This window comes from Lentzea sp. NPDC102401, from assembly GCF_044765805.1.
GTDB classification, from domain to species: Bacteria; Actinomycetota; Actinomycetes; order Mycobacteriales; family Pseudonocardiaceae; genus Lentzea; species Lentzea sokolovensis.
In genome coordinates, this window is the sequence record NZ_JBIWKS010000009.1 from 130,584 (window position 1) to 155,813 (window position 25,230).

Consider the following 25,230-nt stretch of genomic DNA (forward strand, 5'->3'; position numbering starts at 1 on the left):
ACTGCGCCGTTCCCGAACGAGAAAGGCCCCGGTCGCTGGGACCGGGGCCTTCTCACGTTCTGCCGTCTCAGGCGCCGAACCCGACCTTGCGCGAGTCCTGCGGGCCGATCTCCACGTACGCGACGCGGCCAGCGGGCACGACGAACCGCGCACCCTTGACGTCCACCAACGTCAGCACGCTGGACTTGCCGGACACCGCGTCCGCCACCAGACCCTCGACCTCGGACGGGTTGAGTTCACTGGTCACGACGAGTTCGCGCCCGCTGTCCGCGACGCCGATCCTGACCTCCACGCTGACCTCCGTGCTCAAGAGAAAAATCTAGTCGCGAGCCTACCTAGCCCAGACCCAGCTGCGTCATGCGCCGCGCGTGCGACTGCTGAAGGCGGCGGAACAGCTGACCGATCCCGGCGAGGTCCCCGGAGCCCCGGATGATCAGCTCGGAGAGGCCGTCCCGCTCCGCCACCACGTACTGGGCCTGCGTCAACGCTTCACCGAGCAGCCGCCGGCCCCACAGCGCGAGCCGGTCGCGCACCCGCGGATCGGTCTCGACGGCGGCCAGGACTTCGCGTTCAGCGAACGCCGAATGACCCGTGTCGGCGAGCACGTGCAGCACGAGCTCCTTGGTCGGCGCGTCCAGCCACTCCGCGATCTCGCGGTAGAAGTCCGCCGCCAGCCCGTCGCCGACGTACGCCTTCACCAGCGACTCCAGCCACGACTTGGGGCTCGTCGACTCGTGGAACGCGTCGAAACCCTTCACGAACGGCGTCATCGCGTCCTCGACGGTGATGCCCTCGGTGGCCAGGTGCTTCTGCAGCATCGTGAAATGCCCGATCTCGGCTGCGGCCATCTGCGCGAGCGCCGCGCGTCCCGCCAATGTCGGCGCCGTGCGCGAGTCCTCCGTCATCCGGTCGAAAGCCGAGAGCTCGCCATATGCAAGCGCTCCCAGAAGATCGACAACACCCTCCGCAACACCCATGGTGACCAAGCCTAGTGGTCAAAAGTGTCTGGGCAGGTAGAATGGCCTCGGACGCCCGGCGTGACGAGTGTGACGACCACGCAGTTGCCCAGTTTTTTCCTTGGGCGGGCGCCGGAATTGTGCGCGTACACCTTTCCCGCAGCTGCTCATCTAGCGCGGTCGAGAGGCCCGGCCAGGGCTCGTACGCGCTGGGTACGAGAGAGGCTGATCACCCTGACCGCTGAAGTAGAAGCACATCTGGACCCGGTGGCACTCGAACACAGCGAGGCCGGAGTTCCCGAAGAAGACACGTCGCACCCGTTGCTGGCAGACGCCCCGGTGCAGTCCGAATCTCCCACGTTCGCCGAGCTCGGCGTGCGTCACGAGATCGTCAAGGCGCTCGGCGAAGCCGGCATCGAACGCACCTTCGCCATCCAGGAGCTGACGCTCCCCATCGCTCTCGCCGGTGACGACCTCATCGGCCAGGCCCGCACCGGCATGGGCAAGACTCTCGGGTTCGGCGTGCCGCTGCTGCACCGCGTCGACCTGCCCGGCGACGGCACCCCGCAGGCCCTTGTGGTCGTGCCCACCCGTGAGCTGTGTCTCCAGGTCTCGCACGACCTCACCGACGCGTCGCGCCACCTCGGCGTGAAGGTCGCCGCGATCTACGGCGGCATCCCCTACGAGCGGCAGATCGCGCAGCTCCGCAAGGGCGCCGATGTCATCATCGGCACGCCCGGCCGCCTGCTCGACCTTGCCGAACAGCGCCACCTGGTGCTCGGCAAGGTCCGCATGCTCGTGCTGGACGAGGCCGACGAGATGCTCGACCTGGGCTTCCTGCCCGACATCGAGCGCATCCTGAACATGGTTCCCGACGAGCGGCAGACGATGCTGTTCTCGGCGACCATGCCGGGCCCGATCATCACGCTGGCGCGCACGTTCCTGAACCAGCCGACGCACATCCGTGCCGAGGAGAACGACGCCGGCCAGACGCACGAGAACACCTCGCAGTTCGTCTACCGGGCGCACTCGATGGACAAGCCGGAGATGCTGGCCCGCGCGCTGCAGGCCCGCGACCGAGGCCTGACCATGGTCTTCGCGCGCACCAAGCGGACCGCGCAGAAGGTCGCCGACGACCTGACCGAACGCGGGTTCGCCGCGGCCGCCGTGCACGGCGACCTGGGCCAGGGCGCGCGCGAGAAGGCGCTGCGGGCGTTCCGCGCGGGCAAGGTCGACGTGCTGGTCGCCACCGACGTCGCCGCGCGCGGCATCGACATCGACGACGTGACGCACGTCATCAACTACCAGTGCCCTGAGGACGAGAAGACCTACGTCCACCGCATCGGCCGCACGGGCCGTGCCGGACGCAACGGTGTCGCGGTCACGTTCGTCGACTGGGACGAGACGCACCGCTGGGCCTCGGTCAACGACCTGCTCGGCCTCGGCCAGCCGCTGCCGGTGGAGACGTACTCCACGTCCGACCACCTGTACGCCGACCTGGGCATCCCGTCCGGTTCCACGGGCCGGTTGCCGCTGAGCCACCGCACCCGCGCGGGCCTCGACGCCGAGGAGGAGGAGAAGCTCGACACCGGCAAGCGCAAGCGCCGCAGCAGTCGTCGTCCCGGCTCCACTCCCGCGGGCGCCGAGCAGGCTCCGGAGGCGAACACCGAGGAGACCAGGCCGAAGCGGTCCCGCTCGCGCACGCGCAGCCGCGCGGGCGTGACGCAGGAGGGCGAGCAGACGCCGGCCTCCGAGGGCGGCGAGAGCTCCGCGAAGGCCGCCTCGGACAAGCCGCGCAGGCGTCGGCGTCGCCGAAGCTCTGCCGAACAGGCCGCACCTTCGGCAGACTGATCACATGTCGTCCCCCGGTTCCGACGTCACCGACGTCGAGGACGTCCTCGACGAGCCCGCGCACGAGAGCGTGCCCGAGTCCAAGCCCGTCGAGGAACGTCCGCCCGCCCGCTCCTGGCGCACCCGCGCCGACTTCGTCGCGGTCGCGCTGATCGCCGTGGTGTCGGTGACCGCGTCCGTGCTGACCTGGGCGTTCAGCGATGCTCGTGCCACGACGTCGGTCACCGGGCCCTCGTCGTGGGAGCAGCTGCCCGAGGTCACCGCGCTACCGCCGTCACTCGGCGAGGTGTGGCGCGCGAAGAGCGGCGCCTCGCAGTCGCCCGTGGTCGTGCAGACCGCGTCGAAGGACACGGGCGAGGAGAAGCCGTCGACGGTCGTGACCGGCGACGGCGGCGAGGTCAACGGGCGCGACCCGCTGACCGGGGACGTCCGGTGGACGTACAAGCGCGACCTGCCGCTGTGCGTGGTGAGTTCGGCGTGGGGCAGGGCGATGGCCCTGTACTCCAAGGGCACGAACTGCTCGGAGCTCACCTCGCTCGACGGCGTGACCGGCGAGCGGCGGGCGCAGCGCAACGGCGATGCGGAACCGGGCACGGCACTGCTCAACGAGGGTTCGCACCTGATCACGACCGGCTCGAAGTTCGTCGAGGTCTACCGGCGTGACGACCTGGTGCGTTCGCTCGAGTACGGCTCGCTGCGCGCGATCGTGAACCCGGGCAAGCAGCCGCGCGTCGGCTGCACGTACGGCTCAATGGCCGTCACGTCCGGCAAGTTCGCGATCATCGAACGCTGCCCGGACGACGCGTCGGAGCGGGTCACGGTGCTCAAGCCGAACCCGGACAAGTCCGACGAGCCCAAGGTGTTCTCGACCGCGATGACCGGCGGCAAGAACGTGCAGATCGTCGCCATCACGGAGAAGCTCGTCGCCGTGGCGGTGCCGGGCCCGAGCCGGCTGCAGATCTTCGACACGGAGACCGGCAACCAGGTCGGCGAGGCACCGCTCGACATCCCCGACGCCGACTTCACCGACCCGCCGAACCACGTGGCGCGCGTCTTCACGACGAAGACGAACGCCTTCTGGTTCAGCGGTTCCCGCACGGTCGCGCTGTCACTGGAGACACTCGCTCCACTGTGGACCGCCGAGGGCGCGCTGGGCGCCGGCACGACGCTCGCGGGCCGCGCGCTCATCCCGGTGAAGGAGGGCCTGCGGGTGTACGAGCAGGCCACCGGTGCCGTCGTGGGCACGATCAAGCTGAACCGCGAGGGCCACACCGGCCCTGTGCAACTCGCCACAGCCGGTCCCGTCGTGCTCGAGCAGCGTGGCGAAACCCTGGTCGCGCTGCGATAGTTCAGCTCGTGTACTCGCAGATCAGCCCGAACCGGGCGCAACGCGTCGACTTTCCGGGCCGTTACGGCACGATCGCGGCTCTGCGCGCGCCCGCGATGGGCGACGACGCGATGCGCACGACCGTGCTGCTCGTGCCGGGCTACACGGGTTCCAAAGAGGACTTCGCGCCGATGATCGACCCGATCGCGGACGCGGGTTTCGAGGTCGTCGCGATCGACCTGCCCGGCCAGCAGGACTCCGCCGGCCCGGACGACGAGGCGCTCTACCGGCCTGGCCCGCTGGGTTCCGTGCTCGCCGAACTGATCGGGAAGATCGCCTCGGACGGCCGGAAAGTGCTGCTGCTCGGCCATTCCTACGGCGGCCTGGTGTCCAGGGCGGCCGTGTTCGCGGGCGCCCCGATCGCCGGTCTGACGCTGATGTCGTCGGGCCCGTCCGAACTGCCCGCGGGCGAACGCCGCGCCGTGCTGGAGGTCGGCGAGCACGTGCTGGCCGAGCAGGGCGTCGAGGGCACCCAGAGGCTGAACGAGCTGCGGTCGTCGCAGAACCCGGCCTGGGTGGCGCTGCCGCAGGAGCTGAAGGACTTCTACCGCACCAGGTTCCTCAAGTCGCGGGCCGCGGCGTTGCTCGGCATGGGCAACGGCCTGCGCTTCGAACCGGACCAGGTCGCGAAGCTGGCCCGCGCGCTGCGTTCGTCAGGCACGCCCTGCCTGGTGGTGTGCGGCGACGCGGACGACGCGTGGACGCCCGCCGCCCAGCGCGACATGGCGGAACGGCTGGACGCGGACTTCGCCGTGCTGCCCGGCGTGATGCACTCGCCGAACACCGAGGCTCCGCTGGAACTCATCTCCACGCTGCTGCCGACGTGGCGGGCCTGGCTGAGTTCCTGACGTCAGGACAACAGCACCGCGGTGAACGCGCCGAGCAACATGAACGGCCCGAAGGGCAACGCGCTCTTGAGCGTGACCCGCCGCAGCAGCAACAGGACCAGCGACACGACGGCGGACAGGACGAACGCGAGGGCCGCGCCGAACAGCAGCACCGGCCAGCCGAGCCACCCGAGCGCCATCCCGATGACGCCCGACAGCTTCACGTCGCCGAAGCCCATCCCCGCCGGGTTGACGAACTCCAGCACGCGGTAGACGAACGCGAGCGCGAGCCCGCCGAGCACCGCCCGGCCGAGCGCGCCGAACGTGCCGCCTGTCAGCGCGGCCACCGTGAGCAGGAGCAGCACCAACGGGTACGCGGGCAGCGTCAGCACGTCCGGCAGCCGGTGCACGGCCGTGTCGACGAACGCGAGCGCGACGCCGACGGCGCCCAGGCACGCGAACGCGAGCACCTCGACCGAGCCGGCGAACTTGAGCGCGAGCACGGCGAGAACGGCCGCTGACACCAACGGCAGCGCGATGCCGGTGCGCGTGAACCGGCCGACCAGCTCGCGCAGCGCGACACCCGAGGCGAGCCCGCCCAGTGCACCGCCGGCGGCCCAGAGAACCATCATGCGGCCGACGGTAGGGCGCGTACGATCGCGACGGAACGTGACGACACCAGGTCTGACCGAAGGACCTACAGCGTGTCCCCCTGTCGGCCGACAATGTCCCCCGATCTGCGGTTTTGTTACACCTCATCGCCCGATACCGGCGACCGTTCCACATCACGCAGAGTTGCGGCGTCCCGACTTGGATCTCACCTTCCTCAGGAGACCGCCATGCTCACCTTCCTCAGCCACGTGCAGACGTTCGTCAGCCGCACCAAGCGCGAAGACGACGACAGAGGCGCGACCGCCGTCGAATACGGCCTGATGGTCGCCCTCATCGCGATCGTCATCATCGTCGGTGTGACAGCGGTCGGTGTGAACCTCCTGGCGTTGTTCAACCAGATCGCCGGCGAACTGATCTGACCGTGCGGCGTCCGCACGAGTCGGACCGCGGCGCCACGGCCGTCGAGTACGGCCTGATGCTGGCGTTGATCGCGGTCGCCGCCCTGGTGGCCATCACCGCGGTCGGCGAGAACATGGCCGCCATGTTCGAGCTCGTCGCCGACGTCATCGATGGCTGAAGTCTCCTGTCCCGCGCGGCCGGCACTCCCCTCGGCCGGCCGCGCGCCTTTCTTCGGAGCGGTCATGACGAACCTTGCTCGCGATCGCGGCGCGACCGCTGTCGAAGTCGCCCTGCTGATGCCGATCGTGCTCGTCCTCGTGATGGGCATCGTGGACTTCGGCTGGGCCGTGCGCGCCCAGATCACCCTGACCCAGGCCGCGCGGGAAGGCGTCCGGGTCGCAGCACTCGGCCAGCCAGACCCCGGTGGTCGCGCGGTGCTCGCCGCGACCGGCCTCGACGACGTCGACGTCTCGGTCGACGCCTGCCCGGCGGGTGGGACCCCCGGCGAGGACAGCGCCGAAGTCGTGGTCACCCACACCTACGACTTCATCACGCCGGTCGGCGGTCTCGCCGGACTGTTCGGCGGCGGCGGTTTCGGCTCCCCCATCACGCTGAGCGCCGAGGGAGTCATGCCGTGCGGATGACCAGGGGTGACGACCGGGGAGCGCTCGGCGTGCTGATCAGCATCCTGCTCGGGTTCGGCGTCCTGCTCGGCATGGGCGCCATCGTGATCGACGTCGGCTTCCTCTTCAAGGAGCGTGCCGAGCTGCAGAACGGGGCCGACGCGGGAGCGCTCGCCGTCGCCCACAGCTGCGCCGCCGACTCCTGTCTGGTGAACAGGTCCAACTACTTCGCCAACCACAACGCCAAAGACGGCGCGTCCACTGTGGACGTCGTGTGCGGCTACGACAAGGGCGGCGTCCTGCCCTCCTGCCCGGCGCCGGCGGGCACGATGACCGACTGCCCCGCGAAACCGGCCACCGGCGTCACGTACGTGGACGTGCACACCTCGACGCAGACGTCCGGTGGCGGCACCCTGCTGCCGCCGATGTTCGCCCGCTCCCTGCTGGACAACGGTTCCTACGAGGGCTCGCGGGTCGCCGCGTGTGCCCGTGCCCGGTGGGGTCCGCCGAAGACCGCGACCACGATGGCTCTGACGATCTCGTGGTGCGAGTGGAACGAGGCGACGTCGAGCGGCACCGACTTCGGTCCGACACCGCCCGCCACGCCGCCGTCGTCGGTGCACCGCGTGTTGAAACTGCACACCACGACCGGGACCACCTGTCCCAGCGGCCCGGCGGGGTCGGACGGTCCCGGCATGTTCGGCTGGGTCGACGACACCGGTTCCGACTGCTCGGTGGACATCGTGGACAGCACCTACAGCGCGGACACCGGCGCCTCGGCCGGCAGCGACTGCAAGACCGCGCTGGCCGCCGCGTTCAGCTCACGTGAAGCCGTCTACTTCCCCATCTACACCTTGGTCACCGGCACCGGCACCGGCGGCACGTACACGCTGGCGGGCTTCGCGGGTTTCGTCGTCACCGGCTACTGGCTGCCCGGCGCGAGCAAGAAGGACTGGCTGACGAACAAGAACGAGTGCAAGGGCTCGGACAAGTGCGTCGCGGGCTACTTCGTCGAGGGCCTCATGCCCAACAACGGCACCATCGGCGGCCCGGATCTCGGCCTCCGCATCGTCCAGCTCATCGGCTGAAATCCAGGAGTCGTCATGAAGAACCGCGCATTCGTCATCACCCTGGCGGTGTTGCTGGCCGTCTGCGGCAGTGCCGGGGTGTTCCTCTACGTCCGCGGCGCCGACACCCGCGCGATCGCGGGCCAGCAGGCCGTGACGGTGCTCGTCGCGAAGGAACGCATCCCTGCCGGCACGAGCGCCGACTCGCTGAAGGACCTCATCGAGCAGCAGCAGATGCCCAAGAGCAGCGTTCCGGAGAACGCGATGTCCGAAGTGGACTCCTCGGTGGCGGCACTCGTCACGTCGTCGGAGATCCCCATGGGCCAGTTGCTCACCAGGGCGCTGTTCACCGAGCAGGCGTCACTGGCCAAGGGGATCTCGATCCCGGACGGCATGATCGCCGTGACCGTGCCGACCGAGGCCTGGCAACGCGCGGGCGGGCTCATCCAGAAGGGCTCGAAGGTCGCGGTCTTCGACACCTTCACCGTGATGGACGGCAAGGGCAACACCCCGGCGGGCGACGGTCTTTCCAAGCAGTACGAACGAAACCAGTCCACCCGCCTGCTGCTGACCGGCCTGGAGGTCCTCTCCGTCGTCGACGAGAAGAAGGCGGCCGAGGACGGCGACGTCGGCAAGGCCATCGTCACGGTCGCGGTGAAGCAGGCGGACGCCGAGAAGCTCATCCACGGCCAGCAGACGGGAACGCTCTACTTCGCGCTGCTCGGCGGCAAGTCCGAGATCGCGCCCGGCAACGGCGTCGACAACCGCTCCCTGTTCGGAAACTGAGGCATGCCATGACGATCCTGTGCGAACCGGCCGCCCTCGCCGGACAGCTCTCCCCCGCGCTCGGCGGTGACGTCCGCACGGCGGCCACCCTGGGCGACGCCTCGCGGTTGCTCGCCACCGACCCCCTGGAGAACCTCGTCGTCATCGGTTCGGCCATCGGCCTGGACGAGGCACTGGCGTTCACCGCGGGCCTGCGGGTCGAACGTCCGTCGGCCGGAGTCGTGCTGCTGCGCGACGTGCTCGACGTCGCGGTGCTGACCCGCGCGTTGCGAGCCGGGGTGCGGGAGGTCGTCGCGCGGGACGACCTTGCGGCCCTGGTGGACGCCTGCGCCCGGTCGCGGGCCCTGTCCTCGCAGGTCGCCGGCGTGCCACTACCCAGAACGGACGAGCGCAGGAACGGCCAGGTGATCACGGTCTTCGCCGCGAAGGGCGGCTGCGGCAAGACGACACTGGCGGTGAACCTGGCCGCGTCGCTCGCGGCCGGTGGCGCCCGGTCGGTCTGCCTGGTGGACCTCGACCTCGCGTTCGGCGACGTCGGCATCTGCCTGCGGGCCGAGCCGGTCCGCACGATCGTGCACGGGCTCGGGATGGTCGGCCACGTCGACGTGGCGGGGGCGTCGTCGCTGCTCACCGCGTGCCGGCCAGGGCTGAGCGCGTTGCTCGCGCCGGTCGAGCCCGGTGACGCGGAACGGATTCCGGCTGCGCTCGTCGGCGAACTGCTGGAGGTGCTGCCGACGATGTTCGACTTCGTCGTGGTGGACACGCCGTCCGCGTTCAGCGAGCACGTGCTGGCCGCGATGGACGCCTCGCACCACCACGTGCTGCTGACCACGCCGGACGTGCCGGCGTTGAAGAACCTGCGCGTGACGCTGGACATGCTGGACCTGCTCTCGTACGCGCACGACATCCGGTCGGTCGTGCTCAACCGGTCCGACGCGAAGGTCGGGCTCTCGATGGACGACATCGACCGCGTGGTGCGCAGCGACATCCGCGCGCACGTGCCGTCCAGCCGTGACGTCCCGATCTCGGTCAACAAGGGCAACCCGATCGTGATCGACCTGCCCAGGCACCCGGTCAGCGAGGCCATCTCGCGGTTCGCCCGTGAGCACGTGCTCGCCGAGCCCGCCGCCGCCTCCAGGTCCTCGAGGAGGTGGTTCCGATGAGCCTGGCCAATCGCATTGCCGCGCAACGGGAAGCATCGTCACCGACGCCGCCGGTGCGCCGCGCGAGCCGCGCCGCCGACCCGTTCGCCGAGGTCAAGCGCAGCGTGCACGCCGGTCTGCTGGAGGTGCTGGGCCCCAAGCTCTACGACGCGCACCTCGACCAGCGCGAGCTGGAGACCCGTGTGCGCCAGACGTTGCAGGCGGTGCTGGAACGCGACGAGACACCGTTGACCAACGCCGACCGCGCCCGCGTCGCGCTGGAGGTGCTGGACGAGATCCTCGGGCACGGACCGCTGGAGCCCTACCTGCGCGACCCCGGCATCTCCGAGATCATGGTCAACGGGTTCGACCAGATCTACGTCGAACGCGCCGGGCGCCTGGAACCGGTGCCCGTGGCGTTCGCGGACGAGTCGCACCTGCGCCGCACCATCGACAAGATCGTTGCCAAGGTCGGCCGGCGGGTCGACGAGGCGTCGCCGATGGTCGACGCGCGCCTGCCCGACGGCAGCCGCGTCAACGCCGTCGTGCCGCCGATCGCGCTGGACGGCTCGGTGCTGACGATCCGCAAGTTCGCCGCCGACCCGTTCACCGTGGACGACCTGGTGGGGTTCGGCACGCTGACGCCCGCGACGGCGCACCTGCTGCAATCGTGCGTGCGGGGGCGGATGAACATCCTGATCGGTGGCGGCACCGGCTCCGGCAAGACGACGTCGCTGAACGTGCTGTCGTCGTTCGTGCCCGCGGACGAGCGCATCGTCACCATCGAGGACGCCGCCGAGCTGCAGCTGCGCCAGGACCACGTGCTGCGCCTGGAGGCCCGGCCGCCGAACGTGGAGTCGCGCGGTGAGGTGGCCGTGCGGGATCTGGTGCGCAACGCGTTGCGGATGCGGCCCGACCGGATCATCGTCGGCGAGGTGCGCGACGGCGCGGCGCTGGACATGTTGCAGGCCATGAACACCGGCCACGACGGCTCGATCACCACCGTGCACTCCAACTCGCCGCGCGACTCGTTGTCCCGGCTGGAGACGATGGTGCTGATGGCGGGCGTGGACCTGCCGGCGCGGGCGATCCGCGAGCAGATGGCGTCCGCGATCGACCTGATCGTGCACCAGTCGCGGCTCAAGGACGGCACGCGGCGGATCACCCACATCACCGAGGTCGTCGGGATGGAGGGCGAGATCGTGACGCTGCAGGACATCTTCACGTTCGACTTCCACGCCGGGGTCGACGAGCGCGGCTTCTACCGGGGCACGCTGCAGTCGACCGGGTTGCGGCCGCACTTCGTGGAGCGGTTGCGCGATCGCGGGATCGACGTTCCACCGCACCTGTTCGGAGGTGGTCCGCGATGACCAGGGTGATGGCAGGCTTCGTCGTCGGCGTGCTGCTGACGTTCCTGTTCAGCGCTTTCGCCTCTGCAGCGCCGACTCGCGGCGTCGTGGTGCTGCTCGACACCAGCGGGTCGATGGCACCGGACCGGATCGTCGTCGCGCGGCAGGCGATCTCCACGTACGTGTCGTCGTTGCCCGCCGACGTCCAGGTCGGGCTGGTGGCGTTCTCGTCACGGCCTTCGCTGGTGCTCGCGCCCACCGCGGACCGAGTCGCTTTCTCCGGCGCGTTGGAATCGTTGCAGGCCAAGGGTGACACGTCGTTGTTCGACGCCGTTCCGGTCGGGTTGTCGGCGTTGCAGGGGATTTCCGAGCGACGGATGGTGATCGTGTCCGACGGCGAGGACACCGTTTCCCGTTCCACTGTGGACGCTGCGGTTTCCGCGGTCGCGTCCGCCGGTGTACCCACCGACGTGATCGGCTTCCAGTACAGCGACGAGGCGCTGCGCCGGATCTCCGCCGCTGCCGGCGGGCGGCTGCTGACGGCTTCCGACGCCTCCGCTCTGGCCGCCGCCTTCGCCGCTCTGGCCGTGCCCTCGGTCGCCGCCGCGCCTTCCGTCACCGCTCCCGCGCCTCTTCCGGCCGTCGCACCTGCCGCGGCCCCTGGGACGAACTGGGCGGTCGTGGCGTTGATCGTGGGCACGTTCCTGGTGGTGTTCGTCGTCGTGATCATGCTGCTGACGCCGCGCCGATCGGCCGCCGGCCGCAAGCTGGAACAGCACCTCGAGCACTACGGGGCGCAGGAACCCGCTGCGCAGGAAGAGAGTCAGGCCGCGCAGACCGCCGTGGACTGGACGCGCCGGGTGATGAGCGAGGACGGCGCCGCCCGCCTCGCCGACCGGCTGGACCTGGCCGGGCTGAAGGCCAGTCCGGCCGAGTGGACCCTGCTGCGCCTCTGCGCCGGTGCGGGGCTCGCCGCGCTGCTGACGTTGCTGACGACGTGGTGGATCGGCGTGCCGTTGGGCGCGTTGCTCGGCTGGCTGCTGGCGGCACTGGTGGTGCGGGTGCGGGCCTCGAAGCGCCGTGCCGCGTTCGCCGACCAGCTCCCGGACGTGCTGCAGCTGGTCGCCAGCTCACTGCGATCTGGTTTCTCGCTGGCGCAGTCGATCGACGCCGTCGTCCGCGACGACACCCAGCCCACCGCGGGCGAGTTCTCGCGCGCGCTGGCCGCCACCCGGATCGGCGCCGAACTGGAGGACGCGCTTGACCGCGTGGCCGCCCGGATGCGCAACGACGACCTCGCGTGGGTGGTGATGGCGATCCGCATCCAGCGTCAGGTGGGCGGCAACCTCGCCGAGGTGCTGATGAACACCGTCGCCACCATGCGGGACCGTTCGCAGACCCGCCGGCACGTCCGCGCCCTGTCCGCGGAGGGCCGCCTGTCCGCGTACGTCCTGATCGGACTGCCGGTCTTCCTCGCGGCGTTCCTGTTCTTGTTCCGCACGGAGTACATGCGGCCGCTCTACACGACGCTGATCGGCATCGTGATGCTCTCGTGCGCCGCCGTCCTGGTCGTGCTCGGCTCGTTGTGGATGCGCAAGCTCGTGCGCGTGGAGGTGTGACATGGCGCTGTACCTCGGTGTTGGCTGCCTGCTGCTCGCGGTGTTCCTCGGGGCTTTCGCTCTCGTGGTGAAGCCACGCGTCACCGCAGCCGGTTCTCTCGCGCTCATCGAGACGAGCTACTCGGCCTCGGTGGCGGCGAAGCCGGACGCCGTCGTCTCGCCGAGCTGGTTGCGGTCGATCGCTCTGCGGCTGTCCCCGGCCGGCGTCGCGTCGGGGTTGCAACGCCGCCTCGACCTCGCGGGCAACCCCGTCACGTGGACACCGGACCGAGTGCTGGCCGCCAAGGGCCTCGGGCTGCTGCTCGGTGCGGGGCTGGGCGGGCTGCTCGGCGTGCGTTCGGCGGGCTGGCTCGTCGCCGGTCTCGTGCTCGGTGCCGTGTCCGGCTTCTTCCTGCCCGACCTGCTGCTGCTCAACGCGGGCCAGAAGCGCCAGGAGAAGATCCGCCGCGCGCTGCCCGACGCGCTCGACATGCTCACCGTGTGCGTGGAGGCGGGTCTCGGCTTCGACGCGGCCATGGCCCAGGTGGCCCGCAACACCACGGGCCCGCTCGCCCAGGAATGCGCCCGCGTCCTGCAGGAGATGCAAATAGGAAAGTCTCGCAACGAATCGCTGCGAGCCCTGACCCTGCGCACCACCGTCGCCGAGCTCCGCGCGTTCGTCTCGGCGTTGGCCCAGGCCGGCGAGCTGGGCGTCCCGATCGCCTCCGTGCTGCGCGAACAGGCTCGCGAAATGCGTGTCCGCCGCCGTCAACGTGCCGAGGAACAGGCCCAGAAGGTGCCGGTGAAGATCCTGTTCCCGCTGATCACGTGCCTGTTCCCGGCCATGTTCGTGATCATCATCGGCCCCGGCGCCATCAGCATCGCCCGCGTGCTGATGAATCTGTAGGTCCCTGTCCTTTCAGGACCGAGGACTCTGTTACTCCGTTCGGTGTAACCAATTGCTGTGTCTGGAACGACATGCGGGTTGAACCTTCAGCGAGAGGGGCGGCTCATGGAAGTCAAAGTCGTTGTCGTCGACGGACACACACTCACCCGCTTCGGCCTGAAAATGCTCGCCGCCGAGAACCCCGACCTGAAGGTCGTCGACGAGGCGAGCACGGCGGCCGACGCCCACGCGATCATCGCCGCGGCCGCTCCGGACGTGGTCACCGTGGCGGTGAACCTGCCGGACGGCAACGGCCTGCGCCTGGCCCGCGAACTGCGCGACCGCTATCCGGCGCTGGGCATAGTCGTCCTCACCTCACACGGCGAGGACGACGTGCTCTTCCGCGCACTGGAGACCGGCGCCTCGGCGTTCGTGGGCAAGTCCGCCCCCGTCGAGGAAATCCTCTGCGCGATCCTCCACGCCTCCGTGGCGGCCTCGTCGTTCACCGCCACGGGCCTCGCCACGGCCATGGCCCGCCGCCACACCGCACGCCTGACGCTGAGCCCGCGCGAACGCGAGGTGCTCATCCTCCTGGGCCAGGGCGAGTCGATCCCGACGATCGCGCGCATCCTGTTCGTCTCACCGTCGACGGCCAAGACCTACGTCTCACGCCTCTACGAGAAGCTGGGCGTCTCCAACCGCGCCCAGGCCCTGATGAAGGCCCTGAGCATCGGCCTGATCCACAGCGACGCCGCGTCCGCCTGAGTCCGGAGAGCCGCCCGGTCCCCACCGGATCAGCGAGTCAGGCCCACCAGAACGTCCACAGCGTCGCGGCGCTCACGACCAGCACCGCCAGCGACGCGACCGGCGCCTTCCAGTCCGCGTACCGGTCGGCCACGATCTGAGCGCCGACCACGAGCAACGCCGCCACGACGTGCGCAATGACGGACAACGTCCCAGGTCCAGGCAGATCGCGGGAGTTCGCGTAGAACTGGACGCCGATGTTCCCCAAAGCGAGCAGCACCAGGCCCACCGCGAGCACTCCGCTCACGGCGCGCAGGATTCCGTAGGTCCGCGACGGTCGCTTCGCTGCTTCCACGTCCACTCCCGCCACCCTACGGGTCCGGGTTGCGCGGGTAGTCATACCCCGGACACCGCGACGGCCGTGTACGACAAAAGCCGCACTCCAGGCACCCTTCCGGTCGCGGCTACGACCCCGGCAACGCACAGGGGCCAGTCGCTGACGACGGCACCAGCACACCAGAGGGGTGCTGCGCCGACTACGGCGTCAGCACGCCCAGGAATCCCCGCGCCGGCTACGGCGCTAGCAACGCTCGGGAGCCCCGCGCCGGTTACGGCGCTCACAACGCCCACGGGTCCGGCACCGGCTACGGGATCAGCAACGCCGAGGGATCCCGCGCCAGCCACGGCATCAGCACGTCCACGGGTCCCGCACCAGCCACGGCGCCAGCACGCCCACGGGTCCCGCACCGAATACGGCATCAGCACGCCCAAGGGTTCCGCGCCAGCCACGGCGCCAGCACGCCCAAGGGTTCCGCATCCGGCTACGGCGCCAGCAACGCCCAGGGGTCCAGCGGCGGCGCCGCCTCCTGCCCCTCCGGACAGCTCCGCCGGAAGTCGCACCACTGACACTGCCGCCCCGTCACCGGCGGAAACAGGACCTCCTGGTCCCCGCCGGCCTTCAGCGTCTCGGTGGCCAGGTCGATCTCGTCCGCGGCCTCCTCGGCTCGCCGGACGTGCCGGGCCAGTGACTCCTCCGTGTGCTCCCACTCCGCCACCGACCCCGACGGCAGGTGGTGCAGCTCGACCCGGCGGCACGGCTTGCGCAGCGTCCGGCGGGCAGCCAGCGCGTACAGGGCCAGTGCCTGCGAGCCGCGCGCGTCGTCGGAGGTCAGGACGTGGCGGCCGGTCTTGTAGTCGACGATGACGAGCTCGCCGTCGCGGTAGTCGATGCGGTCGACCCGGCCCTCGGCCACGATGCGCTCGGTCGGCGACGACACCCAGCGTTCGACGCCCAGTGGTTCGAAGTCGACGTCAAGGGCGCTCACGTAGTCGTGCACCCAGCCCTGGGCGCGGGTGCGGTACTCGGCGGCCTGGTCTACGTCGCGGAAGCCCTCGGACTTCCACTGCCGGTTCAGCAGCGCCACGGCCTGGTCGGGGGTGCGGCGGTCCGGCGGCAGGTCGAAGAGGGCCTTCAGCGCGTTGTGCACGACGGCGCCGAGGGTGTTGTGCGCCCACGCGCCGCCCCTGGGTGGCGAGGGACGGTCCAGGTACGTCATGCGGAAGCGGCGCGGGCAGCTCGTCCACGTCGACAGCTTCGCGGGCGTGACGCGAACGAGCCGACGTGGTGCCGCGGTGCCGAAGTCGAAGCCGAGTTGTTCCACCCCAACCAAGTTACTCAGGCACCCTGACAGTTTTTGATTGCCCCTGCTCCGCAGATGGCGGCGAGTTCGTCGGGAAGTCGGTCGCTACATTTCGCCCCATGGAGATCTGGCACAACCCGCGCTGCTCGAAGAGCCGCGCCGCCAAGCAGCGCCTCGACGACAACGGCGTCGAGTACACCGAACGCCGCTACCTCGACGACGTCCCGACGGCCGAAGAGCTGGACCACGTCCTGACGCTGCTGAACAAGCAACCCTGGGAGATCGCCCGCACCAAGGAAGCGGCCTACCCCAAGGACCTGGAGCACGACCGCGCCCAGTGGATCGCGCACATGGTCGCCAACCCGAGCCTGATCGAACGCCCGATCATCATCGACGGCGCGAAAGCCCACATCGAGCGCTAGACACCCGAGGCGATGAAGCCCGCGACCGACGACGCGACGAGCTGCACGGCGATCGCGGCCAGCAGCAGACCGGCGATCTTGGCCATCAGCAGGATCCCGCTCTCCTTGAACACCTTGATCAGCAGGCCGGCGGACCGCAGCGTCCCCAGCAGCACGAGGTGCACGGCCACGATCGCCGCGGCCAGAGCGAGGTAAGAACCCCACGCCCCGTCCGCCTGACGCACGAACACGATCGTCGCGGCGATGGCACCGGGGCCGGCCAGCAGCGGTGTCCCCAGCGGTACGAGGGCGATGTTCACGTCCTCGACCTCGGGGTGGTTGGTCGCGCCCTTGCCCGTGAGCAGGTCCAGCGCGATCAGCAACAGCAGCAGGCCGCCCGCGCCCTGCAGCGCGGGGATGCCGATGTGCATGTAGGCCAGGATCGAGTTGCCGGCCACCGCGAACAGCGTGATCACCAGGAACGACACCAGCACGCCCTGCCGTGCCGCCTGCTTGCGCGCCTCGCGGGACTTGCGACCCACCAGGCCCAGGAACACGGGCACGGTCCCCGGCGGGTCCATGATCACCAGCAACGTGATCGAGGCCTCGATGAAGAGCCGCAGGTTGAACACCGCAACACCGCCCTATCCGACGAGGATCTTGCCGCCTGTCGCCCTCTCGGCCAGAGCATCCAGCATCTCCGGCGCCGTCGTCTCCGCGCCGAGCCGCACCGTCTTGTTCGTGCCGTGGTAGTCACTCGACCCGGTGACGATCAGGCCCAGCGAGTCGGCGAGCGAACGGAGCGACCGTCGCGTCTCGGGATCGTGGTCCGGGTGGTCCACCTCGACACCGGCCAACCCACAGGAAGCCAGCGATCGTACGACGTCAGGCGCCACGACGGGGCCGCGGGAACGGGCGAAGGGGTGCGCGAGCACGGTGACGCCGCCGGCCTCGGTGATCATCTCGATCGCGCGCTCGACGGGCGTGTCGGTGCGGCCCACGTAGTACTGGCCGCCGGTCAGGAACGTCGCGAACGCCTCGTCCACGGACGTCACGACCCCGGCGCGGATCAGCGCCTGGGCGAGGTGCGGGCGTCCGGCCGGCGCGTCGAACGGCAGGCGGGACATCAGGTCGACCGGGTCGATCGGGAAGCCGTCGGCCTGCATCATCTCGGCCATCTTCTGCAGCCGCTGCCTGCGCTCCTCGCGCAGGCGGGACTGCTCCTTCATCAGCATGGCGTGCGTCGGGTCGTACAGGTACGCCAGCAGATGAACGGTGATGGTGTGGCCGTAGCCGTCCGGCGAGGAGCACGACAGCTCTGCTCCGCGCACGAGCCTCAGCCCGGGAGGCAACGCCGCGATGGCCTCTGCCCACCCCGCCGCCGTGTCGTGGTCCGTGATCGCCACCGCGTCGAGTCCCGCGAGGGACGCGGCCCTCACCAGGTCGGCGGGGCTGTCGGTGCCGTCGGACTCGGACGAATGGGTGTGCAGATCGATGACCACGTCGTCCAGTGTGGACGACGTCACCAACGACCCGTGTTACGGGACCATCTTCTTGCCGCGCGCCGCACGCTGAGCCTTGATCATCGAGAACCGCTCGGCCTGGGCCTTCTTGTCGCCGAAGGTCAGCTCCGAGATGGCGTCGTAGACCTCTTCGGGGTTCGGCAGGAACTCCAGGCGGTTCAGCGCCTGGATCTGACCCGCCGACTCCACGATGAGCGTGCCGTAGCCGAACATGCGTCCGCCCACGGTGCGCTCGTAGGTGAGGTCGGTGACCTTGGTGATGGGCATCATCGCGACCTTGGTCTCGAAGACGCCCGAGGTCAGCATGAAGCGCTTGTCGGTGACGACGATGCGCTCCACCCACCACTCGATGATGAAGTACGCAACGCGCAGCAACACGAGCAAAGCCCCGTACCACAGCACGTTCTGGATCACGCCCGCGTTCGCCGGGAGCAGGTACGAGATCATCATGAAGCCGGCGAGCAGCGCCGCCGCCTCCAGGACGTCCCAGATCAGATAGGACCAGTGCCTGCGCACCCGGATGACCCGACGCTCGCTCTGGAGCAGGTAGTCGTCCGGATCACGTGGTGCGAACATGCGCTACCAGCCCTTCCTGGTACCAGGCACTGCCCTGTCCATCCTGCTCCCCCGGCCACCGCGATGGGTAGCCGGTTACCAGGAAGCCTAGAAGACGGAGCGCACGAAGGTGATCAGAGCCTCAGCCGCGGTCCTCAGCGAGTTGAGGATGTTCTGCACCAGTTGGGCCGCCTGCTGGGGCTCCGCGATGAGGAAGAAGAGCAGCAAGGCGATTCCAGCGAAAGTGAGAATCTTCTTCAAGTTCACGGTGTCCACCCCGTCCGCGTCGCACCCGTTTGGCGCCGTTCGTGACCGTTGTACAGCACGATTCAGCACCTTGGGAGATTTGTACCGCAGCCGGGGTAGCGAAGAGCACCGCCGTTCCGGTGTGACTACGCTTCGTGATCGTGACGGCCAGCAGCAAGCGCACGATCCGTTGCGTCGGAGCCATCGTTCATGACTCGAATGGGCGACTACTGCTCGTGCGACGCGCCAATCCTCCTGGTGAGGGCATGTGGTCGATCCCAGGGGGTCGCGTGGAGCCAGATGAGACAGATGAGACTGCCGTGACTAGGGAACTGGTCGAGGAGACGGGACTCTCCGTCACCGTTGGACGCCTCGTCGGCCACGTGGAGCGACCGGCCCCGAATGGGGTTTATTCGATCTTCGACTACGAATGCCAGGTCACATCGGGTGTGCTCCGAGCGGGCGACGACGCATCGGATGTCGCTTGGGTCGACGGTGCGACCTTGGACACACTTCCGACCACGGATGGCCTCATGGAAGCGCTCTCCCAGTGGAACTGCCTGCCCAGGGCCTGATCAGGGTTCACGCGTTAGTGGGGCCGCGTTCAACGCCAAACGAGACGTTGCCCGTGAGCCTCGGTGGTCGCCAGAGTGGTCGTCTCCACGCCTGAGTCACGCACCTGGATGAGCCGCAGCTCACCGGCCTCGTGCGCGGCCCACCAGACAGGTCTTCCCAAAGCCGACAATGCGGGCACGAGGTCCAGTCCGGACCCGCTGGAGATCACGACGAGCGGCGCGTCGATCGGCTCGACCGCCTTGGCGAGGTCCGTGAGCGGGTCGCCCGTCACCAGGCGCGGCGGGTTCTTGCGCAGCACCCCGCAGGCCACCCCGAACAGACGCAGCCGTTCCGGCTGGTCGGCCCACACGCAGGCCTCCAGCCACGCGTAGGCGTCCTCGTCGGCCAGGTCGGCGGGCGCCACCCCGATGCCGGCCTTCGCGGCCACCTTGACCGTCTTGGGCAGCTTCGGCAGTGCCGCGCCCGGCGCGAGCTCCAGCGCGCAGTGCAGCCCCAGCGCGGCCTTCGTCGGCCCGGCGACGAGCTGACCGGCCTCCGCGGTCTGGTAGCGGTACGAGTACTGGTCGAGCCCGAGCAGCAGGCCAGCGGTCGTCGCGGCCTCCACGAGCCCGATCGGCCCGCCCGCCTGCTTCGCCGCGGCCACGACAGCCGGGTAGAGCAGGGCCGCGCGCCGCACCTCGTTGGTCTGGATCACCTGGGTGCTCACCAGGGTCCGCACCCGGTCGCCGCGCTCCAGCAGGAAGTCCCGGAACAACGGCCAGGTGTTCTCGTCGGCGCCGTACGTGCCGCCGAGCGACGGGTAGTAGTTCGAGAGCTGGTGGAACGGCTCGGCCTGCACCAGCCGGTGCGCCGCCGCCAGCAGGAGTTCGCCCGTGGCGTTGTCCTCGCTGGCGGCGGTCAGCAGTTCGGCGACCTCCGGATCGGCGGCGGCACGCGACGCGAGGTGCTCGTAGAGCGGCGACGTCGCCGCGGCCTCCTCGGCGAACGCGCGCAACCGTTGTTGTGCCAGATCCAGAGAAGTCACTTCACTCCTTGGGTTCAGGGCGTCCCGGCTGCTCGCCACCGCGAGCGTCACCGTAGGACTGCTTCGGCACCATGACCTTGCGCCTGAAGACGCACACGACCGTGCCGTCCTGCTTGTAGCCGCGAGTCTCCACGTAGACCACGCCCCTGTCGTCCTTCGACTTGGACGGCGTCTTGTCGAGCACCTCGGTCTCACCGTAGATCGTGTCACCGTGGAACGTGGGCTTCACGTGCCGCAGCGACTCGATCTCCAGGTTGGCGATGGCCTTGCCGGAGACGTCGGGCACGGACATGCCCAGCAGCAACGAGTAGATGTAGTTGCCGACGACGACGTTCTTGCCGAAGTCCGTCGTGTTCTCCGCGTAGTTCACGTCCATGTGGAGCGGGTGGTGATTCATGGTGAGCAGGCAGAACAGGTGGTCGTCGTACTCCGTGACCGTCTTGCCTGGCCAGTGCTTGTAGACCGCTCCGACCTCGAACTCCTCGTAGTACCGACCGAACTGCACCGCGCCTCCAACTACGTGTGATCGAGATCTGACTCAGGTGGGGAGACAGTCTTTACGCGGAGGGAGTACCCTCGGCAACCGGTGTGTGAGGATTTCCACCACCCGTGCCTTTCGCCCTTAGGAGGTGAGGACCCCGAAATGAGCAAGGACCCCCACCCTGCCAGTACCAAGCGCGTCCTCACCGAGGTGGCTTTCTAGATCCATCTAGAAGTTCCGTTCCACCGGTCAGGACGCCCGTCGTGCATCAGCACGTTCACGCCGGCGTGTGTACCTGGAGGAACCCACCATGCCCAGCCTGCCCTCGATCCGCGGACGTGGCGCCCAGCAGCGCCCGGCTCCGCACATCGCCGTGCCGTTGTCGCACTACGTGGTCGACTGCGCGGTGTACGTGGACGGCAAGCGCTTGCCCGGCCGCTGGACGCACACGGACGCCGTCAAAGAGGTCAGCAAGCGCAAGGACGGGTTCGTCTGGATCGGCCTGCACGAGCCGGATGCCGAGCAGATCGAGGGCATCGCGGAGACGTTCGGCCTGCACGAGCTCGCGGTCGAGGACGCGGTGCACGCGCACCAGCGCCCGAAGCTGGAGCGCTACGACAACACGCTCTTCATGGTCTTCAAGACCGTGCGCTACGTGACGAACGAATCCCCCGACACCGCCAACGAGATCGTCGAGTCCGGCGAGATCATGGTGTTCCTGGGCAAGGACTTCGTCATCACCGTGCGGCACGGCAACCACTCGGGTCTCTCCAAGCTGCGGCACGTGCTGGAGGCCGACCCGGAGCGGCTGGAGATCGGCCCGTCCGCGGTGATGCACGCGATCGCCGACCAGGTGGTCGACAACTACCTCGAGGTCACCGACCACATCGAGGACGACATCGACCGCATGGAGGAACGGGTCTTCGCGCCGCGCACCGAGGTGAGCGCGGAGCAGATCTACATGTTCAAGCGCGAGGTCGTCGAGCTGCGCCGCGCGGTGATGCCGCTCGCGAACCCGTTGCGCCGCTTGGCGGAGGGCTACACGCCGCTCATCCCCGAGCAGGTGCGGGCGTTCTTCCGCGACGTCGACGACCACCTCACCGAGGTGTCCGAGCGCGTCACCGCGTTCGACGAACTGCTGACGACGCTGGTCGACGCGACGCTCGCGAAGATCACGCTGCAGCAGAACACCGACATGCGCAAGATCACCTCGTGGGTCGCGATCATCTCCGTGCCCACCATGGTCGTCGGTGTGTACGGCATGAACTTCGACTACATGCCCGAGCTGAAGTGGAAGTTCGGCTACCCGCTGATCATGAGCCTGGTCCTGATCGCCTGCCTGACGCTCTACCGAATACTGCGCCGAAATCGCTGGCTCTAGTCCCGGTTTCGCCCGCATCCTTCGTTGTAGAGGGGCCCTGTCATGACCAGAATTCTCACCAACATCCGCTTCTGGATCCTCGCGTTCCTGCTCTGCTGGATCACCACCGTGTTCGTGCTCATCAGCGGAACGCCCTGACGTGAAAGCGCGGCTGACGAACCTCAGGTTCTGGCTGCTGGTGTTCCCGATCGGCTGGCTCGCGATGGTGTTCGTCTGCATCGCGGCCTGGCCGTCACCGGGCACCGCGTCACCGGATGAACTCGCCTCCGAGGTGACGAACGCGTTGCGCGCACACGACTTCCACAAGCTGGAGCCGTTGCTGGCGGTCGGCGGAGAGGACGTCGCGAAGTCGACCGCGGACCAGTTCCAGACCGCACGGGTGGAGCGTGGCGTCTACCGCGACGGTGCCGTCGTCGTCGAGTACACGCACGACGGCATCCGCGCGGAGTTCCGGCTGCCCGTGGAGATGCAGGACGGCCGGTACGTGGTGAACCCCGTCGTCACTCCCAAGGGGTGACGTCCCAGGTGAACGGCGTGCCGTGGCCCGCGCCGTGGCCGAGGTTCAGCGAGATCCCGGCCGGCCAGAGCTTCAGCAGCAGCTCGAACCGGTAGTCGTCGTCCGTGCGACGCGGCTCGAAGACCAGCAGTGCCAACGGTGACGTGGGTGTCGCCTTCGCGGCCGCGTCGGCCAGCACGGCCCTGCCCATCGCCCTGTCCGCGGGCGAGACGTACTGCCACACCACCGAATGCCAGACGACGGTGAGCACGTCGCGTTCGGCGCGGGCGAGCTGGTTCGCGAGCCATTCCGGGCCCGCCGACCGGTCGACCTTCACGGGATCCGTGGCGGCCAGGTCGAGCGCGTCCCTCAGGCGGTTCCACCTGCCGAGCTGATCGGCCCAGACGAACGAGCTCAGGTGCAGCCGTCCGTCCTCTGTGGACACGTCGACCGGGGTGAGGTCGCAGCCCGCCCTGCCGACGACGCGCAGCCGGTGACCCAGATCCGCGGGTGGCCTGCCGGTCCACTCCGGGTCGAGGACCAGCAGGCTGTCCGGATCGCCGAGAACCGTGTCCGGAAGCCGGTAGCCGACGTGGTGCGGGCGCAGGTTGAGCCCGCCGCTCGCGCCGACCTCCAGCAGCCGCACGCAGAACGGCACCTGCCTGTCGGCCGCTTTCGCCGCCTCCTGCGCGGCGACCATCAGGCCGCCGTAGAGGGGCGCGCTGCGGCCGGGTTCGTTGGTCTGCACGACCGTGGCCAGGACGCGTTGCCGCAGGACGTCCGCGTGCTCGGTGACAGCGGGCAGCGCGTCCTCCCACAGCGTCGGCAGGTTCGGCTGGCCTCCGACGGACGGGTAGTGCTTCGCGAGGCCCGGCGCGCGGCCTTCGAGCACGAGCCGGTGGACGGCGCCCGCGAACCGCAGACCGGGCGCGGTGCCCTCCCGGTCGCGTTCGGAGCCCGCCATGATCCTGGTCGTGACGCCACCCCGCCGGAGGTCTGCGGCGGCGTCGGTGAGGAGTCGCTGGGTCAGCGGACTGCGGTCGCGGCATCCGTGGGCAGCCGTGGCGAACAGCTCGGCAAGCACGGTGAACACGCTAATGGCAGCGCTGCCGCCCGTCATGTGGGGAAAGTCCTCATTACAGTGCTGGGATGGCTCGGATTCTGGCTGTCGCGGACGAGGTGGTCGAACAGCTGTGGACCGATCAGGTGCACCAGCACGGCGGCGTGGACCTGATCGTCGCGGCGGGTGACCTGCCGTTCGACTACCTGGAACACCTGGCCAACGCGCTGGACAAGCCGCTGGTGTTCGTCCCCGGCAACCACGACATCGACCTGTCGGGCTACTCGAACGTGCGCGGCCTGTGGACCAAGGCGGGCGTTCCGGTGCGCTGGCCAGGTCCAGCCGGTGCGGTGAACGCGGACGAACGCGTGGTCGACGTCGCCGGCCTGCGGATCGCCGGTCTCGGTGGTTCGATCCGCTACAACAAGGGCCCGAACCAGTGGACGGAACGGCAGCAGGCCCGCCGCGCCCGCCGGGTGTCCCGGCTGGCCGGGTGGCGCAGGCTGCGGGACGGACGTGGCGTGGACGTGCTGCTGACCCACTCGCCGCCGTTGGACTGCGGCGACGAACCCGACGCGCCGCACCGCGGCTTCGAGTGTTTACGCGGACTTGTCTCGCGGTTGCAGCCGTCGTTCATGCTGCACGGCCACATTCATCCGCACGGCCATCCACGCCCGGACCGCGCGTTGGGCGCGACCCGGGTGATCAACGTGGTTCCGCAGAAGGTGCTGGACATCTCGGGAGGTCGCGATGAGACGTGACACCGGTTTCCCCGTCGCCGACGCCGAGAGCGACTTCCTGCGCGCCCGCCGGCGCCAGGTGATGTCGCGTCTCGCCGCCTGGCTGCGCCGCGAACCCGACGACGTGAACATCATGCTGCCGTTCCACGAGGTGGTGGAGGCGCTGGGCATGGCGTCGGAGAAGCGCCTGGGCCTGCAGTCGATCCGGCTGGACTCGATCGTCGGCAGCGTCGACCGCACCCGCGACTTCGACCGCCGCTTCCGCCCGACGTCCGGCCGCGTCCGCGAGCGGTGGCAGCGACTGGCCCTGGCCGCGCGCCGGGGCGAGAGCGTGCCGCCGATCGAGGTCTACCGGATCGGCGAGCTGCACTTCATCATGGACGGCCACCACCGCGTGTCGGTCGCGCACGCCCTCGGGCTGACCACGATCGACGCGTACGTGACGCAGGTGATCACGCGGATCAACTCCTCCGGCATCCGGTACCGCGGCGACCTGATCGTGAAGGACTACCGGCGCCTCTTCCTGGACCGCGTGCCACTGGCCGGCGAGGCCCGTGCCGCCGTGGTGCTGTCCGACCCGTGGCATTACGCCCAACTCGGCGAGCACGTCGAGGCGTGGGGGTTCCGGCTGATGCAGGACACGGGCCAGTTCCTCGACCGCGCCGAGGTCGCGCGCCGCTGGTACGCCGAGGAGTACACGCCGGTCGTGGCGATGCTGCGGCAGGCCGACATGATCGGCGCCCGGACCGAGACCGAGGCGTACATGTGGGTCGCGGCGGAGCGGTACCGGCTCATCCGCACGCACCGATGGGACGCCGAGGTCATCAACGCCGTGCGCGAGGAAACTCGCTCGCACGGCCGCACCGGTCGTGGCTAGCGT

The 25,230-nt window shown here is 69.3% G+C and carries 31 protein-coding genes; 19 read left to right on the top strand and 12 right to left on the bottom strand.

Annotated elements, in window-relative coordinates:
• Nucleotides 1–67 precede the first annotated feature (67 nt).
• A complete protein-coding gene (locus ACIRG5_RS29015) occupies nt 68–292 on the bottom strand; it encodes a DUF3107 domain-containing protein (protein ID WP_402910847.1) in 225 nt (74 codons plus the stop codon).
• Between the two features lie 43 nt (nt 293–335).
• Complete coding sequence (locus tag ACIRG5_RS29020) at nt 336–977, bottom strand: ferritin-like fold-containing protein (protein ID WP_319980163.1); 642 nt, start codon at nt 975–977, stop codon at nt 336–338.
• Nucleotides 978–1,223: 246 nt separating this feature from the next.
• On the opposite strand from ACIRG5_RS29020, the gene ACIRG5_RS29025 reads away from it, so the two are divergent.
• The 3 genes from ACIRG5_RS29025 to ACIRG5_RS29035 are packed head-to-tail and all read left to right on the top strand — an operon-like array spanning nt 1,224 to nt 5,042.
• Complete coding sequence (locus tag ACIRG5_RS29025) at nt 1,224–2,807, top strand: DEAD/DEAH box helicase (RefSeq protein ID WP_402910225.1); 1,584 nt, start codon at nt 1,224–1,226, stop codon at nt 2,805–2,807.
• A gap of 4 nt (nt 2,808–2,811) precedes the next feature.
• Nucleotides 2,812–4,155: a hypothetical protein gene (locus tag ACIRG5_RS29030; RefSeq protein ID WP_402910227.1), complete on the top strand. Its 1,344-nt coding sequence runs from the start codon at nt 2,812–2,814 to the stop codon at nt 4,153–4,155.
• A gap of 8 nt (nt 4,156–4,163) precedes the next feature.
• Nucleotides 4,164–5,042 (top strand): alpha/beta fold hydrolase, encoded by an 879-nt coding sequence (locus ACIRG5_RS29035; protein WP_402910229.1) that lies wholly within the window; start codon nt 4,164–4,166, stop codon nt 5,040–5,042.
• A 2-nt stretch (nt 5,043–5,044) separates the two neighbouring features.
• Here ACIRG5_RS29035 and ACIRG5_RS29040 read toward each other — a convergent pair whose 3' ends face one another.
• Entirely contained in the window at nt 5,045–5,653 is a 609-nt protein-coding gene (locus ACIRG5_RS29040) for a prepilin peptidase (RefSeq protein ID WP_402910232.1), read from the bottom strand.
• Between the two features lie 207 nt (nt 5,654–5,860).
• Between ACIRG5_RS29040 and ACIRG5_RS29045 the strand changes: the two genes are divergently transcribed.
• From ACIRG5_RS29045 to ACIRG5_RS29090, 10 genes are all read left to right on the top strand, one after another.
• Nucleotides 5,861–6,052 carry a Flp family type IVb pilin gene (locus tag ACIRG5_RS29045; protein ID WP_402910234.1) on the top strand — a complete coding sequence of 64 codons (192 nt, stop codon included), beginning with the start codon at nt 5,861–5,863 and terminating at the stop codon, nt 6,050–6,052.
• 2 nt (nt 6,053–6,054) lie between these two features.
• Nucleotides 6,055–6,210, top strand: coding sequence for a Flp family type IVb pilin (locus ACIRG5_RS29050; protein WP_402910236.1), 156 nt, complete (start codon nt 6,055–6,057; stop codon nt 6,208–6,210).
• Nucleotides 6,211–6,274: 64 nt separating this feature from the next.
• The gene (locus ACIRG5_RS29055; RefSeq protein WP_402910238.1) at nt 6,275–6,676 is read left to right on the top strand and encodes a TadE/TadG family type IV pilus assembly protein; all 402 of its coding nucleotides are present in this window, start codon (nt 6,275–6,277) and stop codon (nt 6,674–6,676) included.
• Nucleotides 6,673–7,743 carry a pilus assembly protein TadG-related protein gene (locus tag ACIRG5_RS29060; protein ID WP_402910851.1) on the top strand — a complete coding sequence of 357 codons (1,071 nt, stop codon included), beginning with the start codon at nt 6,673–6,675 and terminating at the stop codon, nt 7,741–7,743. Before ACIRG5_RS29055 ends, ACIRG5_RS29060 begins: the two co-directional genes overlap by 4 nt.
• Nucleotides 7,744–7,758: 15 nt before the next feature.
• On the top strand, nt 7,759–8,508 hold the full coding sequence (cpaB, locus tag ACIRG5_RS29065; RefSeq protein ID WP_402910240.1) for a Flp pilus assembly protein CpaB: 750 nt from the start codon (nt 7,759–7,761) through the stop codon (nt 8,506–8,508).
• Between the two features lie 8 nt (nt 8,509–8,516).
• On the top strand, nt 8,517–9,671 hold the full coding sequence (locus tag ACIRG5_RS29070; RefSeq protein WP_402910242.1) for a CpaE family protein: 1,155 nt from the start codon (nt 8,517–8,519) through the stop codon (nt 9,669–9,671).
• Nucleotides 9,668–11,020: a CpaF family protein gene (locus tag ACIRG5_RS29075; protein WP_402910244.1), complete on the top strand. Its 1,353-nt coding sequence runs from the start codon at nt 9,668–9,670 to the stop codon at nt 11,018–11,020. The genes ACIRG5_RS29070 and ACIRG5_RS29075 overlap by 4 nt, the downstream gene beginning before the upstream one ends.
• Nucleotides 11,017–12,618, top strand: a complete 1,602-nt coding sequence (locus ACIRG5_RS29080) for a VWA domain-containing protein (RefSeq protein WP_402910246.1) — start codon at nt 11,017–11,019, stop codon at nt 12,616–12,618. Before ACIRG5_RS29075 ends, ACIRG5_RS29080 begins: the two co-directional genes overlap by 4 nt.
• Nucleotide 12,619: 1 nt before the next feature.
• The gene (locus ACIRG5_RS29085) at nt 12,620–13,504 is read left to right on the top strand and encodes a type II secretion system F family protein (RefSeq protein ID WP_402910248.1); all 885 of its coding nucleotides are present in this window, start codon (nt 12,620–12,622) and stop codon (nt 13,502–13,504) included.
• A gap of 105 nt (nt 13,505–13,609) precedes the next feature.
• Nucleotides 13,610–14,248 (top strand): response regulator, encoded by a 639-nt coding sequence (locus ACIRG5_RS29090; RefSeq protein WP_402910250.1) that lies wholly within the window; start codon nt 13,610–13,612, stop codon nt 14,246–14,248.
• A 37-nt stretch (nt 14,249–14,285) separates the two neighbouring features.
• On the opposite strand, the gene ACIRG5_RS29095 is transcribed toward ACIRG5_RS29090, so the two are convergent.
• The gene (locus ACIRG5_RS29095) at nt 14,286–14,588 is read right to left on the bottom strand and encodes a hypothetical protein (protein WP_402910252.1); all 303 of its coding nucleotides are present in this window, start codon (nt 14,586–14,588) and stop codon (nt 14,286–14,288) included.
• Between the two features lie 460 nt (nt 14,589–15,048).
• Nucleotides 15,049–15,888 carry a RecB family exonuclease gene (locus ACIRG5_RS29100; protein WP_402910254.1) on the bottom strand — a complete coding sequence of 280 codons (840 nt, stop codon included), beginning with the start codon at nt 15,886–15,888 and terminating at the stop codon, nt 15,049–15,051.
• Between the two features lie 98 nt (nt 15,889–15,986).
• On the opposite strand from ACIRG5_RS29100, the gene ACIRG5_RS29105 reads away from it, so the two are divergent.
• Nucleotides 15,987–16,289: an ArsC/Spx/MgsR family protein gene (locus ACIRG5_RS29105; protein ID WP_402910256.1), complete on the top strand. Its 303-nt coding sequence runs from the start codon at nt 15,987–15,989 to the stop codon at nt 16,287–16,289.
• Here ACIRG5_RS29105 and ACIRG5_RS29110 read toward each other — a convergent pair.
• From ACIRG5_RS29110 to ACIRG5_RS29125, 4 genes are all read right to left on the bottom strand, one after another.
• Nucleotides 16,286–16,900: a MarC family protein gene (locus ACIRG5_RS29110; protein WP_319980172.1), complete on the bottom strand. Its 615-nt coding sequence runs from the start codon at nt 16,898–16,900 to the stop codon at nt 16,286–16,288. The two genes, ACIRG5_RS29105 and ACIRG5_RS29110, sit on opposite strands and share 4 nt — an antisense overlap.
• 12 nt (nt 16,901–16,912) lie before the next feature.
• On the bottom strand, nt 16,913–17,770 hold the full coding sequence (locus ACIRG5_RS29115) for a PHP domain-containing protein (RefSeq protein WP_402910258.1): 858 nt from the start codon (nt 17,768–17,770) through the stop codon (nt 16,913–16,915).
• Nucleotides 17,771–17,806: 36 nt separating this feature from the next.
• Complete coding sequence (locus ACIRG5_RS29120) at nt 17,807–18,367, bottom strand: PH domain-containing protein (protein WP_319980173.1); 561 nt, start codon at nt 18,365–18,367, stop codon at nt 17,807–17,809.
• A gap of 87 nt (nt 18,368–18,454) precedes the next feature.
• Entirely contained in the window at nt 18,455–18,613 is a 159-nt protein-coding gene (locus ACIRG5_RS29125; RefSeq protein WP_169746024.1) for a hypothetical protein, read from the bottom strand.
• Between the two features lie 215 nt (nt 18,614–18,828).
• Between ACIRG5_RS29125 and ACIRG5_RS29130 the strand changes: the two genes are divergently transcribed.
• Nucleotides 18,829–19,167, top strand: coding sequence for an NUDIX hydrolase (locus ACIRG5_RS29130; RefSeq protein ID WP_402910854.1), 339 nt, complete (start codon nt 18,829–18,831; stop codon nt 19,165–19,167).
• A gap of 29 nt (nt 19,168–19,196) precedes the next feature.
• Here the strand turns inward: ACIRG5_RS29130 and ACIRG5_RS29135 are convergent, their stop codons facing one another.
• Nucleotides 19,197–20,192 (bottom strand): DUF2332 domain-containing protein, encoded by a 996-nt coding sequence (locus ACIRG5_RS29135; RefSeq protein WP_402910260.1) that lies wholly within the window; start codon nt 20,190–20,192, stop codon nt 19,197–19,199.
• A 1-nt stretch (nt 20,193) separates the two neighbouring features.
• Nucleotides 20,194–20,697 carry a MaoC family dehydratase gene (locus ACIRG5_RS29140; RefSeq protein ID WP_093602356.1) on the bottom strand — a complete coding sequence of 168 codons (504 nt, stop codon included), beginning with the start codon at nt 20,695–20,697 and terminating at the stop codon, nt 20,194–20,196.
• 286 nt (nt 20,698–20,983) lie between these two features.
• On the opposite strand from ACIRG5_RS29140, the gene corA reads away from it, so the two are divergent.
• Nucleotides 20,984–22,054 (top strand): magnesium/cobalt transporter CorA, encoded by a 1,071-nt coding sequence (gene corA / locus ACIRG5_RS29145; RefSeq protein WP_402910262.1) that lies wholly within the window; start codon nt 20,984–20,986, stop codon nt 22,052–22,054.
• A gap of 139 nt (nt 22,055–22,193) precedes the next feature.
• On the top strand, nt 22,194–22,571 hold the full coding sequence (locus tag ACIRG5_RS29150; RefSeq protein ID WP_402910264.1) for a hypothetical protein: 378 nt from the start codon (nt 22,194–22,196) through the stop codon (nt 22,569–22,571).
• On the opposite strand, the gene ACIRG5_RS29155 is transcribed toward ACIRG5_RS29150, so the two are convergent.
• A complete protein-coding gene (locus ACIRG5_RS29155) occupies nt 22,555–23,634 on the bottom strand; it encodes a DUF2332 domain-containing protein (protein WP_402910267.1) in 1,080 nt (359 codons plus the stop codon). The two genes, ACIRG5_RS29150 and ACIRG5_RS29155, sit on opposite strands and share 17 nt — an antisense overlap.
• Before the next feature lie 65 nt (nt 23,635–23,699).
• Here ACIRG5_RS29155 and ACIRG5_RS29160 point away from each other — a divergent pair, with 65 nt between their 5' ends.
• On the top strand, nt 23,700–24,371 hold the full coding sequence (locus ACIRG5_RS29160; RefSeq protein ID WP_402910270.1) for a metallophosphoesterase: 672 nt from the start codon (nt 23,700–23,702) through the stop codon (nt 24,369–24,371).
• Nucleotides 24,361–25,227 carry a chromosome partitioning protein ParB gene (locus ACIRG5_RS29165; protein ID WP_402910272.1) on the top strand — a complete coding sequence of 289 codons (867 nt, stop codon included), beginning with the start codon at nt 24,361–24,363 and terminating at the stop codon, nt 25,225–25,227. Before ACIRG5_RS29160 ends, ACIRG5_RS29165 begins: the two co-directional genes overlap by 11 nt.
• Nucleotides 25,228–25,230 lie beyond the last annotated feature (3 nt).

What these genes read in the sequence shown, in the direction of transcription:
- ACIRG5_RS29020 (WP_319980163.1), bottom strand. Translation starts at nt 977, where the DNA reads ATGGGTGTTGCGGAGGGTGTTGTCGATCTTCTGGGAGCGCTTGCATAT.
- ACIRG5_RS29030 (WP_402910227.1), top strand. Translation starts at nt 2,812, where the DNA reads ATGTCGTCCCCCGGTTCCGACGTCACCGACGTCGAGGACGTCCTCGAC.
- ACIRG5_RS29040 (WP_402910232.1), bottom strand. Translation starts at nt 5,653, where the DNA reads ATGATGGTTCTCTGGGCCGCCGGCGGTGCACTGGGCGGGCTCGCCTCG.
- ACIRG5_RS29045 (WP_402910234.1), top strand. Translation starts at nt 5,861, where the DNA reads ATGCTCACCTTCCTCAGCCACGTGCAGACGTTCGTCAGCCGCACCAAG.
- ACIRG5_RS29055 (WP_402910238.1), top strand. Translation starts at nt 6,275, where the DNA reads ATGACGAACCTTGCTCGCGATCGCGGCGCGACCGCTGTCGAAGTCGCC.
- ACIRG5_RS29060 (WP_402910851.1), top strand. Translation starts at nt 6,673, where the DNA reads ATGACCAGGGGTGACGACCGGGGAGCGCTCGGCGTGCTGATCAGCATC.
- cpaB (WP_402910240.1), top strand. Translation starts at nt 7,759, where the DNA reads ATGAAGAACCGCGCATTCGTCATCACCCTGGCGGTGTTGCTGGCCGTC.
- ACIRG5_RS29070 (WP_402910242.1), top strand. Translation starts at nt 8,517, where the DNA reads ATGACGATCCTGTGCGAACCGGCCGCCCTCGCCGGACAGCTCTCCCCC.
- ACIRG5_RS29075 (WP_402910244.1), top strand. Translation starts at nt 9,668, where the DNA reads ATGAGCCTGGCCAATCGCATTGCCGCGCAACGGGAAGCATCGTCACCG.
- ACIRG5_RS29080 (WP_402910246.1), top strand. Translation starts at nt 11,017, where the DNA reads ATGACCAGGGTGATGGCAGGCTTCGTCGTCGGCGTGCTGCTGACGTTC.
- ACIRG5_RS29085 (WP_402910248.1), top strand. Translation starts at nt 12,620, where the DNA reads ATGGCGCTGTACCTCGGTGTTGGCTGCCTGCTGCTCGCGGTGTTCCTC.
- ACIRG5_RS29090 (WP_402910250.1), top strand. Translation starts at nt 13,610, where the DNA reads ATGGAAGTCAAAGTCGTTGTCGTCGACGGACACACACTCACCCGCTTC.
- ACIRG5_RS29105 (WP_402910256.1), top strand. Translation starts at nt 15,987, where the DNA reads ATGGAGATCTGGCACAACCCGCGCTGCTCGAAGAGCCGCGCCGCCAAG.
- ACIRG5_RS29120 (WP_319980173.1), bottom strand. Translation starts at nt 18,367, where the DNA reads ATGTTCGCACCACGTGATCCGGACGACTACCTGCTCCAGAGCGAGCGT.
- corA (WP_402910262.1), top strand. Translation starts at nt 20,984, where the DNA reads ATGCCCAGCCTGCCCTCGATCCGCGGACGTGGCGCCCAGCAGCGCCCG.
- ACIRG5_RS29160 (WP_402910270.1), top strand. Translation starts at nt 23,700, where the DNA reads ATGGCTCGGATTCTGGCTGTCGCGGACGAGGTGGTCGAACAGCTGTGG.
- ACIRG5_RS29165 (WP_402910272.1), top strand. Translation starts at nt 24,361, where the DNA reads ATGAGACGTGACACCGGTTTCCCCGTCGCCGACGCCGAGAGCGACTTC.